This window comes from Flavobacterium cheongpyeongense (assembly GCF_003202435.1).
In the GTDB taxonomy this organism is placed as follows: domain Bacteria; phylum Bacteroidota; class Bacteroidia; order Flavobacteriales; family Flavobacteriaceae; genus Flavobacterium; species Flavobacterium cheongpyeongense.
Map to the genome: position 1 here is coordinate 34,292 of NZ_QJHK01000004.1, position 15,451 is coordinate 49,742.

Sequence of the window (15,451 nt, forward strand, 5' to 3'; positions counted from 1 at the left end):
CAGCCAAAAAAAAATCAAAAGTTTGCCTGATGAAATTATTACGACCAACCCTTTTTTTATTCCTTTTTTTATTTGCTACAAACAGTTTTTCCCAAATTATCAGAACTACATTAGACCCGGGACAGGCACCACCACCCCCTTCTAACTGGAGTAAAAAAAATAAACTTGGCTTTGATATTTCAGAAATTGCTTTTGTCAATTGGAGTGCAGGGGGAACGAGTTCTATTTCCGGATTGTTCAAGGGCGAATTTACCAGAACCTATATAAAAGATAATCACAAATGGTTTAATGAACTTATTGTGAAATACGGAATGAACAAGCAAGATGGTACCGAATTAAGAAAAACGGATGATGCTGTCCAGTTTAACTCCACTTACGGTTTCAGAAAAGATACACTTTCAAATTGGTTTTATTCGGCCAAATTTAATTTCAATACTCAATTTACCAACGGTTATAAATATCCAAACAGGGATATTGCCATCTCTAAACCTTTTGCACCCGCATATATTTTCCTGGGAGCCGGAGCTGAAAATTCAGACAAGAAAAAGAACAGAACTTTTTATTTCTCTCCAATCACCTTAAAAACCACTTTGGTATTAGATCAGGATCTGGCAAACCAAGGAGCTTTTGGTGTTAAAAAAGCAGTGTATGGGACTGATCCTCTTGACCCTGACGCTACAATTTTAATTGAAGAAGGTCAAAAAGTAAAAGCAGAATTTGGTATTTTGTTTACCGGATACATGAAATCTGAGATTTACAAAAACATTTTTTACGAAAACAGACTGACTTTATATACAGATTATTTAAACCATTTTGGAAATGTCGATGTGGATTATGATACCCGTTTAGACCTTGTCGTTAATGCTTATGTCAAAGCAAATATTGGTGTTCATATCGTTTATGACGACGACATTAAAACAAAAAAAGATGTCGTAGATCCTGTGAGTGGCTCAAAATCGCAGGTAGATGACGGCCCAAAAACCCAGTTAAGACAAGTTCTGGGTGTTGGCCTTGTATATGCTTTTTAGCAACTAATTATTTTTTCTGCCATTGATCATTTCATATAATTCTAACGCATTTCCATCCGTTAAAAGGGAAACATAATGACAAATATGAAGCAGACGTTCGTATAAATTACCTTTTTCTAATTGATGTTTTTCAGGAAGCATTTTCAGGATTAGTTTATCGTAATTCGAAGCTGTTCCTTCATATTTGTTGTTAAAAGCGGTTATAAATTTATCCAGTAAAGTCTGAATAATCTGATACCCCACAATTTCTTTCTCTATAACTTCACGGCTCTGATAAATTTTTTCAACACTTAACTTAATAATATCATTCATTTGTGCCTTGTATTTGCTTTTATCTGTTAAGGCAAAAGGGAATTTCCCGTTCAGGATTGCTTCTTCATTTTCGATAAAAACATCTACAGCATCATTAATCAGGGTGCCTATTGCCAAAGCTCTCAAATAACTGATCCGGTCTTCTTTTGTTTCCAGTAATTTGTATTTGGCAACGTCAATATTATCTTTCACCAGTTTAATCAGATATTCTAAAGCAAAATCTTCCGAAACCAATCCTAAATTAATACCATCTTCAAAATCGATGATCGTATAACAGATATCATCAGCAGCTTCAACCAAATACGCCAGAGGATGTCTTTCAAAACCAATATCTCCATCTTCTTTGTTAGCGATCAATCCCATGTCATCAGCCACTTCCTGAAAGAATAATTTATCTGCCTGAAAGAAACCGTATTTTTTATCGGCTATATTATTTGTTGGTTTTTTCGGCAAACTCTCTTTCGGATATTTCATAAAAGCACCTAAAGTCGCATACGAAATCCTTAAGCCTCCTTCTATCCCTGGGCGGCTTCCGGTTAAAACTGAAAAACCATTGGCGTTTCCTTCAAAATCAATTAAATCCTGCCATTGTTTAGCCGTCAGTTTGTCTTTGTATTTTAATCCTTTTCCAATAGAAAAATACTCTCCAATCGCTTTTTCACCTGAATGTCCAAAAGGCGGATTTCCGATATCATGAGCTAATGAAGCCGCAGCAACAATGGCTCCAAAATCGTTCATATGATAGCCGTGAACTTCTTTTAGGTACGGATATTTTTCGATGATTTTCTTTCCCACCAAACGTCCAAGCGAACGTCCTACAACAGAAACTTCCAGACTATGCGTTAAACGCGTATGCACAAAATCTGTTTTTGAAAGCGGAATTACCTGTGTTTTGTCCTGCAGACTTCTAAATGCAGCAGAAAAAATGATTCGGTCATAATCTACCTCAAATCCTAATCGGGTATCATCCTGTTTTATACGTAATCTTTTGTTTGTGTCGCCTTGTTTTTTAAGAGATAAAAGTTGTTCCCAGTTCATTTTGTAATTTTAAATCTAGCGAATATAAGAAAAAATGAAGCATTTAAAATAACAAGATTGATCAAAATAAAGTCTCATAGCGCAAATCTCCTCGGATTATATTCATATTCTGAACATTCCCAAATCCATTGCATGCATTGCCTATTTAAAATTAAATTTTTTATTGGATCAGAAATCATTGCTATTTCAAAAAAATCATCTGTTTGACGAACAATAGCAACATAAAATTTTTGTGGCTTTGCTTGTGCTACTCCAATTTCATTATTGGTTAACTTAAATTTCTGTCCTGGAAGTGTTATCGATTTTACTTCAATGTGAATTTCTTCTCCATTGGGGTCAAATCCATCTAAATCATAACCAATATTTTGTTTACTTACATCTTGTAAATTAAATCCATTTAAATTCAAAATTTCCAAAGTAATTTCTTCTGCAGTTCTCCAACGTTTTATAGCATATTTAATTCTATCAGTTGAAATTTCTTTAGAATTATTATACCAATTATCTGTTGGGATATTTACATTTTGAATAAAACTATTAAGCATAATATCATTATCCTTTTTCTCCAAAACTAAATTTCCGCTATAATTTGGAAGTAGTTTTTTAAATGCTTGCTTTATATCAAATTCAGTTAAACCATTTTCAATTAACAAAGAAATATAAGAATCATCAATTAATAATTTTTCAGAAAGAACTTGCTTAAAAGAATATCTTTTCTTGTTGTGAATTAGTATTTTTAAATCACTTACTTCAAGAATAAAATTATCATTACTAATTGACAATATAGAAACAAAAATATATTTTGAAATTTGAACACAACCAAATGTCGAAATATCCGAATTATTAATATTTTTTTTCAATGAATCAAACGAAGCTTCTTTTGCTCCAAGAAATTTTAAAAACGATAACAATCCATCAATATTTAAAAAATTTGAATCAACGACTAAATTATTAATTGTTTTGGCTATAACATTATAATCCTTTGCATTAAGCCAATTCGGCGGTAATAATAATTTTTCAAAGAAGGCTGGGTCAATATTTTTAACTTCCTCTAAAAGAATTTTTTCAAAAGAAGTCTTTTTAAAACTCATCATTCTAGGGTCAGCGTAGGGAACAAGGCACTTAATTATATTATTATTTTCTAGTTTATTACCCCCCAGATTTTCCTCAATTATATTTATAATTTGACTAGCAATATTTTTTATCGTAGCATTTGTTTCAATGTCATATATCAGGTGTTTTCTTGACGGATCAGTACTAAAATCACCATTAACAATAACTCCTAATCCCGTTATATCTTCAGTTGGTAAAAATGAATAAACAAAAGCATCTACCAAGTTGATTCTTGTAGGTAAATTATTTTCAATCTGAAAAGCTATCGAAGTATTATTATAGGTTGAAACAAGCCACTCAGATTGATTCTCATTATTTTCAATCTTTAGTTTTGTTTTGTGTTCAGAAATTATTTCTTTTTCAATATATGTTGAAATATAATTAGAAATTAAAATTTCTGTTGTGGTTATATTTTTGAGAAACAGTAACGACTTATAATCAAACGAGTCATATTCAGATTCAATTTCTACTGAGGTAATTCCAGTAAAAATAAAAATAGTGGTAAACCCAACATTTAATAGATTCCCAACATTTTCAGCTATTAGCGATTTATCATCTTGATGTATCGAATGTGGTATTCTTATAAGCGGAACTCTTGTTGCGTTTATAATTTCATTTTTAGTTCTCTCTTTGGAAAATGTGATTTCTAAATCACCACTAATTATATGAATTTCTTTAGCGAAACTTACAACAGATTTAAATCCAATTCCTCTATAACCAATATTTTTTCCTCGTATTTTGTTTGAAGATGCACTTCTGCATAAACTTTCTATATCACTTGCATTAAAAAACCTTCCATTGTTAGCAACATATAAAAAATTATTATCTTTTATGATTTTAAATTTGGTCGCGTTTGCATCATCAGCATTTTGCAATAATTCTATAAAAGAGCGATTGTTATAACTTTCAGCAATATAGGTTTCTAAACCCGCCAAATCTGCAAGCAAGTTCGGAGATGATTTTGCTTCTTCTAAAAGTTGATTCCTAATTTCATTAATGATCATAGAATTACAATTTAGGATATAATCTTAATTTATTGATTTTGTCTGAAATTCCATCTTCTTGAAAACTAAATTTAAAAACTTCAAATCCAAAAAATTTATCCGGAAAAACATAGTTATCGTTGACTTCCAATATGTGACCATCAATATCATATGCTGTACACTCAATTTTTATTATATCATCTATAGTAGGACCACTATTTGAATGAAATTCAAAAAACACAAACACCCATCCATAATCATCAACTTTTACTGAAATATTCTCAAACCTTACATTAAGGCGTTCCTCGAAAGTTTCAAGTCTTTCAATTTTATTTAATAATGATTTTGCAATTATATCTTTCATTTGATTTATTTATAATTTCAACTTTATAAAATTAGTGTTTTTGATGTTACAATAAAATAAATGAAAGCTCATCCTTACAATTATCGCGATTGGCTTTAGATTTAATAACTCTAAAATCATTTTATTTTACGACTTTTTAACCATCAAAACTCCAAGGCCGTACTATGTTTTATTTCGCCCATTACAAAAATACTGTTCGTATTGCCAATGTTTTCTATCGTCGATAATTTATTCATGACAAAATCCTGGTAGCTTTCCATATCCTTTACTAATATTTTGAGCATAAAATCATAATCTCCTGCGATATTGTAGCATTCGATAATTTCAGGAAGTGCCACAATATCTTTTACAAAATTACTCCCTACATTTTTTGCATGTTCTTTTAAGCGGACATTACAAAAAACAGTCATACCGCGATTCATTTTTTTCCGGTCTAAAAGGGCAACATATTTGGTGATGTAACCGTCCCTTTCCAGCCTTTTGATACGTTCATAAACAGGCGTGACCGTGAGAAATAATTTACCCGCAAGGTCTTTTGTATTGATATCAGAGTTATCCTGCAGGTGTTTCAGTATCATTAAATCTGTTTTATCTAAGTTTTCCATAGTATTTTTTACGGCTAAAAGTCATTTTAAAAGTATTTATCAGTAATATAATCTTTAAAAATTAATTTTTAAAACACTATTTACTTAAATAATAATCAAATATAAGACATAAAAACCAATGAACTAAATTTGTCCAGTAAAAAATACTGAAATAAAAATGAAGACAAATAATTTAGGTTACCCACGAATTGGAAGCAACAGGGAATTAAAAAAGGCCTCAGAATTGTACTGGGCAGGAAAAATTTCTGCTGATGAACTTATTGATGCCGGAAAAGAAATCCGTCTTAAAAACTGGAAATTACAAGCTGAGGCAGGAGTTGATCTGATTCCGTCTAATGATTTTTCTTTTTACGACCAGGTACTGGATCTGACTTTGGCGGTTGGTGCTATCCCAACACGTTATCACGAACTCGCAAAAAGCAATTCTTCTCTTGATTTGTATTTTGCTATGGCAAGGGGAGCCCAAAAAAACGGTCAGGATGTTGTGGCAATGGAAATGACTAAATGGTTTGACACCAACTATCATTACATTGTTCCTGAATTTACCAAAAACCAAAAGTTTGCTTTGTTTTCAGAAAAAATAATCAACGAATTTAAAGAAGCCAAAGCTTTAGGAATTGTAACCAAACCTGTTTTAATAGGTCCTGTTTCTTATTTATTATTAGGAAAAGAAAAAGAAGAAGGTTTTGAGAGAATTGATCTTATTGACGCCTTACTTCCGGTATATTTTGAAATTCTGGAAAAACTACAGTCAGAAAATGCCGAATATATCCAGTTAGACGAGCCATTTTTAGCTTTAAATCTTAATGACAAAGAAAGGAATACTTTCACGAAAGTGTATAATGAAATCAACAAACGTTTCCCGAAAATTAAAATAGTCCTGGCGAATTATTTTGACTGTTTCGGAGAGAACTTAACTACGGCTCTGGCTCTTCCAGTTGATACTTTCCATTTAGATTTAGTGCGTTGCCCCTCTCAGTTAGATGATATTTTAGAGTCCGGACAATTAAACCCTGGTACCAATCTTTCTTTGGGAGTGGTTGACGGAAGAAATATCTGGAAAAATGATTTCACAAAATCGTTAGAGTTAATCCAAAAAGCAACGGCTGTATTGGGAGAAAACAGGATTTTTGTTGCTCCGTCCTGCTCTTTAATCCACAGCCCTTGTGATTTGGATTTAGAAACAAACAACGAGACTTTAACTCCTGAAATCAAACAATGGCTGGCTTTTGCTAAACAAAAGATAAACGAAATTGTAGTATTGAAAAAATTTGCTTCAAAAGAAGTTGACATTAAATTATCAGCTGAATATGAGAGAAATGTAGTTGCAAATAACAACCGTAAAACTTCAAAATTAATTCATAATAATGAGGTTAAAGCCCGTGTTAGCAACATTACAGCTTCTGATGACAAGCGTAAAAGTACTTTTGCAACAAGAAGAACAAGTCAGATTGACGCTTTAAACCTTCCTTTATTCCCAACCACCACAATAGGTTCTTTTCCTCAGACTGCCGAAGTGAGAAGCTGGAGGGCAAAATTCAAAAAAGGAGAATTAACAACCCAACAATACAACGATTTAATTGAAAAAGAAACCGAAGCTACCATTCGTTTTCAGGAAGAAACCGGAATCGATGTTCTGGTTCACGGAGAATTTGAACGTAACGACATGGTAGAATATTTTGGAGAACAACTGGCCGGATTTACGTTTACCAAAAACGGCTGGGTACAAAGTTACGGAAGCCGCTGTGTAAAACCTCCTGTTATTTACGGTGATGTTTCAAGACCAAACCCTATGACGGTAAAATGGTCACAATACGCACAATCCCTGACTCCAAAATGGGTAAAAGGAATGTTGACCGGGCCGGTAACAATTTTGCAATGGTCATTTGTACGTAACGATCAGCCGCGTTCTGAAACCTGCACACAGATTGCTTTAGCGATTCGTGATGAAGTGGTCGATTTAGAAAAAGCCGGAATCAAAATCATTCAGATTGACGAACCTGCCATTCGCGAAGGTCTTCCGTTAAGAAAAGAAGAATGGGCTACTTATCTGGATTGGGCCGTAAAAGCATTTAGAATTTCGGCTTCGGGCGTAAACGATGATACACAAATTCACACACACATGTGTTACAGCGAATTCAACGACATCATCCAGAATATTGCCGATATGGACGCTGACGTTATCACTATTGAATGTTCGCGTTCGCAAATGGAACTTTTAGATGCTTTTGCCGATTTTAAATATCCAAACGAAATTGGACCTGGTGTTTATGATATTCACTCGCCAAGAGTTCCGTCAAGTGAGGAAATGGTGCAATTGCTCGAAAAAGCAGCGGCAGTTATACCAGTAGATCAGCTGTGGGTAAATCCGGATTGTGGTTTAAAAACACGTCATTGGGACGAAACCAAAAAAGCACTAATCGAGATGGTTGCAGCAGCACAGGAAATGAGAGCTGCCGTTGAAAATATTGTGAGCTTATAATTCTTTTAAATAATTTTTGTTTTTTAGTGCCGGCAGGCGAAGTCGAAAATCTTGTAGTTATGATCCTTTTTCGGCTTCACTGGTCGGCATTTTTATTTTTTTTTTTGTAGCAGAACTTATTCGTTTTCAGAACAAATACAGTCCCGCTATCCGTTATATCTTTTCCTTGCTAAAGAAGCAAGAAAAAGGATATCACTTCTATCGGGCTAATTGACAAGTTTAGTTTTCATAAAACTTTTAGCCAATAAAAAAGCACCTCGATTGAGATGCTTTCTTAAATTGAATAGATAAACTAAGATTAGAAATTTTTAGAGATTCCTATGTTAAATGTCTGACCGAAATTGAAGTAAAATGAATTTACATCCGGTCCATTATTATCATAACTCAATGTTTCATATCCTAAGCCGCCAATACTAAAGTTTAGACCAAAACCTTTTTTAATGTTAATGAAAAGAGCCGGAGTTACTCCTAAATACAAACCATCAGCTTTAGATTTTGAATCAAGTGATCCGTTATCGTAATTTTTTACTTTTGCATTTTGAAAACCTGCTCCCATATCAGCAAAAACAGAAAAAGTCTGGCTTAGTGGAACCGAGTAACGAACAAAAGCACCCGCTTTAAAAGCATTCCTTTTTTGCTCATCTCCTGTAAAACCACTTTTTGAAGAAGCAACTGTAAATTCACCCCCAACAGTCCAGTTCTCGTGAAACTGGTAACCAACTTTAGGAGAAAAACTAAATTCATTTGTTTTTGATTCAGTAAACCTGTATTCAGATTTTTCAGAAGTATATCCGATGTTTCCACCTACTAAGATTGTTCCTTTTTGTGCATTTGCAAAACTACCGATAGCTAAAGCAGCCATCACTAAAAATTTTTTCATAATTTGGGTTTATTTTATTTTAGCATTCCCTTAACAATAACGATGCCGTGAGTAAAGGGACTTTGCTGTTTTTTATTATTACTTTAAAAGACAAAATGTAGTAATCGAAACTATTTCTGTTTACTTTTGCAGTAAATAAAAAGTCATGTCGATAGAAGTAAACAGCATATCAAAAAGTTACGGAGAGCAAAAAGCTTTAAATGAAATTTCTTTTAAAATTGAGAAAGGAGAAATCGTTGGATTCTTAGGACCAAACGGCGCAGGAAAATCTACACTGATGAAAATTTTGACTACTTATTTGCTTACTGATAGTGGCTCAGCCTTTGTAAATGGTCATGATGTCATGACAAACACAAAAGAAGTACAGCTTTCTATTGGATACTTACCAGAGCATAACCCACTATATCTAGATTTGTATGTTCGTGAGTATTTGGCTTTTAATGCCGATGTTTATAAAGTCCCAAAATCAAGGATTGAAGAAGTGATTCTGCTGACAGGACTGACGTCAGAAAGTCATAAAAAAATAAGTCAGTTATCGAAAGGTTACCGCCAGCGTGTTGGACTTGCTAATGCTTTATTACACAATCCGGATGTTTTAATCCTGGACGAGCCCACTACCGGACTGGACCCGAATCAGTTAGTAGAAATTAGAAATGTGATCAAAAATGCCGGAAAAGATAAAACTGTTTTTCTTTCCACACACATTATGCAGGAAGTCGAGGCAATCTGCGACCGTGTCATCATTATTGACAAAGGAAAAATCGTAGCCGATAAAAAACTGGATAATTTAATTTCAGCGGACAAAGAACAAGTAATTGAAGTTGAATTTGATTACAAAATTGAAGAACAGGTAATTGCCACAATTCCGCATTTAAAATCATATACAAATATACATGATTGTCTTTGGGAATTAACCTTTCTATCTGATAAAGATATGAGACCGGCAGTATTTGATTTTGCACACGATAATGGTTTGAAGACTTTGCAGCTTAATCAGAAAAACAAAAATCTGGAAGCTGTGTTCAGAGAGATTACTAAATAAATTGGTTAAAAAAGCCGTATCAAAAACTACTCGATACGGCTTTTTTTATTAACCTAAAACAACGTAACTGGTACTCTTTTCACCAAGGGTTCTGTTGTACGTTTTCAAAGAGTTACCAAACTAAATTTATAAAAAAAGGGTAGCGTTTACAACGCAATTAACTAAAAACAGCAGTGTCTTTAAACAAGCTCACTTTTGTTTTTTTGTTTATAACACACCTTTAACCAACATATAAAAATCCAAAAACTTAGGAATTATTACAGTTTCGAAGAAAATACTCCTATCACTTATAAATCCAGCCTTTATAGAATATATTCTAACAAACGAACCAATGTACCTTTAATAAGCTATCCGAATCAAAATAAAACACAACCTACGCTTTTTATTCTTCTCGAAATAGAGCCAACTAATTTGTTAGCCCTTTTAATCCTAAATACTTTTACACCAAACTAACAATCACTAAATCAAAACAATACACATGTATTATTTTTTAAAACAAGCAAAATAGTATTAAATATGGATAATATTATCTTAGATAACTTGTAATCCAATACTTATTTTTACAAAGCATTATAATCTTAACCTCTAATCTATATGTAATTATGAAAAAACTTTTCTTACAATTTATCCTTTTTCTTTGCAGTTATATTGCAATGGGTCAAAAAACACTCTTTACGCCAACAGAATGGAGTGACCCCAATAATGAGTTCTATAATAAAGTATCGAACACCAGAAAATACGAGTCTACGAACTTTGTAGTTTACTGGGGTGACAAGGTAGGTACCAATCCATCAACTTATTCTGATGCCTCTTTAAGATTTACACCAAAGTCGGTTGCAGATACGCTTGAATATTCTTTTAAAAGGTATATAACCGATTTACATTTTGTAAATAATGCTTCAACAACAAATTTCGGCAAATACAAAATCATCATTATGATGATGAATACCTGGAATTCTACAGATCCCCGACTACAGGCTTTTGCGCAAGCCAGTTCGTTTAGCAATACCATTGGCGCAATGTTTGTACACCCTGAAGCAACCAGAGATGGAGGGGCATTATCTCATGAATTTGCCCACACCCTTCAAATGATGATGCGTATTCAGGAAAATCCGGGTAACGGAACTGCATTTTCTGGTTATGACTGGGCTGGTCCGTTTTTTGAAGGCCACGCCAATTTTATGCGCGGACAAGCTTATCCGCAATGGGCTGAGATTGACGGTACACTTACCAGATGGATACAAACCAAACATTTTATGTGGTCATCAAACCGCCACCATTATACCAATTTTCATTTAATGTATTATGTTCAGGAAAAAGAGGGGTTTGATTTTACCCGAAGAATGTGGGCTGAATCAAGAAATCAGGAGCATCCGCTAGAAACAATCAAAAGATTAAAAGGCTTTACACAAGATCAGCTTGGTGATTATTTATGGAGTTATGCCCAGCGTCAGCCCGCTTTTGACTACCCAATTCAATGGAATTCACAAATCAACACGACCAGCAACTTTGGCAAAAAAATTAGAGAGGTTAATCAAGCCATTAAGACCAATATGCCAAGATATACCAGCAGGCAATATACCCTTTTGACAAAAGTTACCGGAACAACAGATCAGTATTATACAAATAATGATTGGGCACCGCAGGATTATGGAATGAATGTGATTCCATTATACCCAACTTGTACAGGTACAGAAAAAAAAGTTACCATTAAATTTAAAGGACACTCAGAAGTAAATCCAACTCAGGCAGGATGGCGATATGGTTTTGCTACAACAAAAGCTGATGGAACTATATCCCGTTACAGTCCAATGTACAAAACTGATGGAGAAGCCTCATTTACGCTAAAAACAGCCACAGAAGCAAACCTTTTTTTAATTGTCTTTTCTGCTCCTAAAGTGCATGTAAACTACAACATGGACGAAGGTTATCCTAAACAAAGAAGGTATCCATACGAAGTAAAAATTGCAAATGCTAATCCGGAAGGGTTTCAGCCGGCTGCTGATTTTAGAAAATTTCTTAAGAATAATGGACACCTGCATACAAACGGTGGCGGATGGGTGTCTAATACTGCCAGTGTAGCTTCAACTGTATATGTTGGTCCTTATGCAATTGTGAGAGCAGGAAATATTTCAGGAAATGCCCGCATAGATGAATATGCAATGGTAGACGGTGGTACCATAAATGGCAATGCTATCATAAGGGGTAATGCCTGTGTATATAATACGACCATTTCAAACAGTGCAATCGTAGAAGGAAATGCCTGGATGGAAGGCGGTTCTGTGTCAAATACAGCAAATATAAAAGGAAATGCAATGCTTTTTGCCGGGAACTTTGGCAGTTCAGTTGTTGTGGGTGGAGATGCTGAAATTGGAAGCTGTTCTACACCGGGAGTTTACCTTCAGTTTCCGTATTGGAGAAATGGCAGAACCGAATGTGATGGAAAAGGCGCAAGCGACGTATCTAATACAGATATTAACGCTGCCTTTACCAATTTCTCAGCTTCTTCAATGGCATTTAGCACTACTCCGACCTGCACTATAACTTCTACTGCAAAAAAATCAGTTCAAAATATTGAAGATGAAGAAGATTTAAGTATTTATCCAAACCCTGCTGGAGATAACTTTTCTATTTCATTTATGCAGACAGAACAACAAAAAGTAACCATTTTATTGTTTGACGTAAATGGTCGTAAAATTGATGTTATCACTGATAAAATTTATGATATAGGCAGGATTATTGTTCCTTACGACAGTACTCATTTAACTCAGGGTGTTTATATTATTCAGATTCAGAATGGCAGCACCATTATTACTAAATCATTAATCAAAGAGTAGCAAGTAACTCCTGTCTCAATAATAAATTAAAGCCTGTAAAACGAATACTTTACAGGCTTTATTTTTTATTAGACACTTTAAATCAACATATTGTAATACCCCTTTTAATTGTTTTACAGTTCGGAAATTTTCTGGTATAAAAGACGCTATAATACCTTTTATGCATATACAATAGCCTAAATATGCAAAAATGGTATAATTGCTTTTTTGAAAAATTATACCAAACTTTATCTACACATTATACCATTCTTTACAACGCACTCTGCCTAAAATTACAGAAAAAAGGGAGCTTTGCAATTGCGTTTAAGTAATAACAGAAGTGGCTTTAAATAAGTGAACTTCTGTTTTTTTGTTTATATCCTGAATCAACATATTTGACAAAAGGCATAGTAGAACTTAAAAATTATTGGTACTACGAAGAAGACAATTCTAAATCAAATTTTAAAAGCACTATCACAAGCCTCATTTCACAAAATAATGATTATCCTCAAACCAATCTGTCAATCGTTGCGGCCAGGTATTCAGTGAGTTTGTTTTGGCTCTTTTGCCCATATTAAATGCATGCCCTCCTTTAGCATACAAATGCATTTCTACCGAAACATTCGCTTTTCGATACCCATTAAGCAGTTCGACTATAGGAGCTGAACAGCATGAATCATCGTTTGCGGCTATCAAAAAAGCAGGTGGTGCATCTGGCTGAATCTTGTTGGGAATAAATAATGGTCCCGGGTAAACCAGTATCTGAAAATTGGGCTGGGCATCCTGTCCATCAATTGCATCTCCGGTGTTTTTGATGCTATTTTTAGCATGATAAGCAATCAAAGCGACCACTTCTCCCCCTGCCGAAAATCCCATGGCACCAATTCGGCTGACATCAATTTTAAATTCAGCAGCCTTGCTTCTTATGAGTCTCATGGCTCTTTCTGCATCTTGTTTTACGTGTGTTTCCAATTTGTATGGGGAGTTTTTTGTCCTTGTCAGACGGTATTTTAAAACAAAAGCCGTTATTCCAATACTGTTTAAAAATTCAGCAGCATCTTTTCCTTCTGAATTAAAAACCAGATTTTCATGACCTCCGCCAGGACATATAAGTACAGCCATTCCGTTTGGTTTGTCGGGCAAATAAGCCGTTATTGAAGGATTATGAATGTTTCTGACCCACCAGTCCTGAGCCTGTTCCGGCTCATCTTTACGATTTTCAAAACCTGGAGCACCATTTTGCCACAAATTAATTTTAGTCCCGTTTAGTTGCGCAAAACCCTGATTACAAAAAATTAAAACAAATAAATAAACGCAAAATTTGATCTTTGATTTCATTACAATTTATTTAAACTGATTTATAAATATACAGCTTTTAATGTTTCTTTCATTTCAGCTATTACAATCCTAATGTCATTTTCTGTTGTTCTCCAATTTACAAATGATGCCCTGATTCCGTTACGTCCCTGATAAAATGTTGGTGTCATGAATACTTTTCCGGTATCGTTGAGATTCGTTAAAAACCGGGACACTTTTTCCTGGTTATGATCTCCTTTTACTGTAAAGCAAACATTGTTCAGGCGAATTGGAGCCAGAAGTTCAAAAATTTTATCTTCGATAATAGCATTACCAAAATGCAAAGCCAATGCAATATTATTTTCAACTATATCACGAAAGCCTTCTTTTCCGTATGCCAATAACGAAAACCAAACAGGTAAAGCTCTTAAACGTCTTGAGTTTTCAGGCAGTACATTGAGATAATTAAAATTCTCTAACGGATTCCCTAAATACGGTGCATTAGAATTCTGAAAAGTTTCAATTTGCAAAGCCGTATGCTGTACTTTTACTAAATAAAAAGCACTTTCATAAGGTACGTTTAGCCATTTGTGACAATCAATTGTAATACTGTCTGCTCCCTCCCAGCCTTTTACAAGATGTTTGTACTTATCTGAAACTGCTGCAAAACCTCCAAAAGCTGCATCAATATGCCACCAGAAATTGTATTTTTCTTTAAGTTTTGAAATAGCTTCAAAATCATCAAAATCAGCTGTATTTACTGTTCCGGCACTTGAAATTAAAATGAAAGGTTTTTCGTTTAAACTTTTGATGTTTTTCTCTAAATCAGCTATATCAATTGCTTCACGATTCCCTTCAATTGCTTTGATCGAAGTGTAATTTTGGCTCCCAATTCCTAACATTGATAATGTCTTTATGGATGAAGAATGTGGAGTAGCCGAGAAAATATTTATGGGTTCTGAAATTCCGTTTTTGGCAAAATCTTTTCCTAATTGTTTCCCAAACCATTGTCTGGCAACTCCTAAACAGGTAAAATTAGACATAGTTGCCCCAGTCACAAATCCTCCTGAAAATGATTTTGGCAGATCTAACAATTGCAAAAGCAGATTAATTGTTTCAAACTCAATTAATGCCGAATTTCCTCCCTGCGCTGCAACCGCCTGTGTGTTCTGATCGTAAACAGAAGCAAGCCAATCGCCTGCAATTGAAGCCGGGGTTGAACCACCCGTTACAAATCCCCAATATCTTGGCCCTGGTGAAGCAACCATCAAAGGTGCCAGTCTTGTATGAAACTCTTCTAACACTGCCAGAGACCCCAAACCTGATTGGTTTAATTCACGATTGGTGTCAATTGTTTCTTTATTTGACGTTGGGATATTTTCAAGATTATTCAAAAAAACAATTGCCTGTTGTTTTGCTTTTTCAAGTATACTTTCAAAATTATTTAAATCATGGTGTAAGACTGGATTCATTTTTCTACAAATTATTTTTTTGC

Annotated in this window: 11 protein-coding genes; 4 read left to right on the forward strand and 7 right to left on the reverse strand. The window is 34.3% G+C overall.

Going from position 1 to position 15,451, the window contains the following annotated elements; translation table 11 throughout:
* Positions 1–29 precede the first annotated feature (29 nt).
* Positions 30–1,028 carry a DUF3078 domain-containing protein gene (locus tag DMB65_RS05905; RefSeq protein ID WP_110305732.1) on the forward strand — a complete coding sequence of 333 codons (999 nt, stop codon included), beginning with the start codon at positions 30–32 and terminating at the stop codon, positions 1,026–1,028.
* Between the two features lie 3 nt (positions 1,029–1,031).
* On the opposite strand, the gene DMB65_RS05910 is transcribed toward DMB65_RS05905, so the two are convergent.
* The 4 genes from DMB65_RS05910 to DMB65_RS05925 all read right to left on the reverse strand — a co-directional run bounded on the left by DMB65_RS05910 (position 1,032) and on the right by DMB65_RS05925 (position 5,440).
* A complete protein-coding gene (locus tag DMB65_RS05910; protein WP_110305733.1) occupies positions 1,032–2,378 on the reverse strand; it encodes a deoxyguanosinetriphosphate triphosphohydrolase in 1,347 nt (448 codons plus the stop codon).
* Between the two features lie 74 nt (positions 2,379–2,452).
* Entirely contained in the window at positions 2,453–4,492 is a 2,040-nt protein-coding gene (locus DMB65_RS05915; protein ID WP_110305734.1) for a DUF3883 domain-containing protein, read from the reverse strand.
* Between the two features lie 4 nt (positions 4,493–4,496).
* On the reverse strand, positions 4,497–4,835 hold the full coding sequence (locus tag DMB65_RS05920) for a hypothetical protein (protein WP_110305735.1): 339 nt from the start codon (positions 4,833–4,835) through the stop codon (positions 4,497–4,499).
* 143 nt (positions 4,836–4,978) lie between these two features.
* The gene (locus DMB65_RS05925; protein WP_110305736.1) at positions 4,979–5,440 is read right to left on the reverse strand and encodes an Lrp/AsnC family transcriptional regulator; all 462 of its coding nucleotides are present in this window, start codon (positions 5,438–5,440) and stop codon (positions 4,979–4,981) included.
* 157 nt (positions 5,441–5,597) lie between these two features.
* Here DMB65_RS05925 and metE point away from each other — a divergent pair, with 157 nt between their 5' ends.
* Positions 5,598–7,922, forward strand: coding sequence for a 5-methyltetrahydropteroyltriglutamate--homocysteine S-methyltransferase (metE, locus tag DMB65_RS05930; protein ID WP_110305737.1), 2,325 nt, complete (start codon positions 5,598–5,600; stop codon positions 7,920–7,922).
* Positions 7,923–8,220: 298 nt separating this feature from the next.
* On the opposite strand, the gene DMB65_RS05935 is transcribed toward metE, so the two are convergent.
* On the reverse strand, positions 8,221–8,802 hold the full coding sequence (locus tag DMB65_RS05935; protein ID WP_110305738.1) for an outer membrane beta-barrel protein: 582 nt from the start codon (positions 8,800–8,802) through the stop codon (positions 8,221–8,223).
* A gap of 145 nt (positions 8,803–8,947) precedes the next feature.
* On the opposite strand from DMB65_RS05935, the gene gldA reads away from it, so the two are divergent.
* Positions 8,948–9,844, forward strand: a complete 897-nt coding sequence (gene gldA / locus DMB65_RS05940) for a gliding motility-associated ABC transporter ATP-binding subunit GldA (RefSeq protein WP_110305739.1) — start codon at positions 8,948–8,950, stop codon at positions 9,842–9,844.
* Between the two features lie 602 nt (positions 9,845–10,446).
* Positions 10,447–12,681 (forward strand): DUF6055 domain-containing protein, encoded by a 2,235-nt coding sequence (locus DMB65_RS05945; protein WP_110305740.1) that lies wholly within the window; start codon positions 10,447–10,449, stop codon positions 12,679–12,681.
* A 462-nt stretch (positions 12,682–13,143) separates the two neighbouring features.
* Here the strand turns inward: DMB65_RS05945 and DMB65_RS05950 are convergent, their stop codons facing one another.
* Positions 13,144–13,998, reverse strand: coding sequence for an alpha/beta hydrolase (locus tag DMB65_RS05950; RefSeq protein ID WP_110305741.1), 855 nt, complete (start codon positions 13,996–13,998; stop codon positions 13,144–13,146).
* 20 nt (positions 13,999–14,018) lie between these two features.
* Positions 14,019–15,428 (reverse strand): pyridoxal phosphate-dependent decarboxylase family protein, encoded by a 1,410-nt coding sequence (locus tag DMB65_RS05955; RefSeq protein WP_110305742.1) that lies wholly within the window; start codon positions 15,426–15,428, stop codon positions 14,019–14,021.
* Positions 15,429–15,451 lie beyond the last annotated feature (23 nt).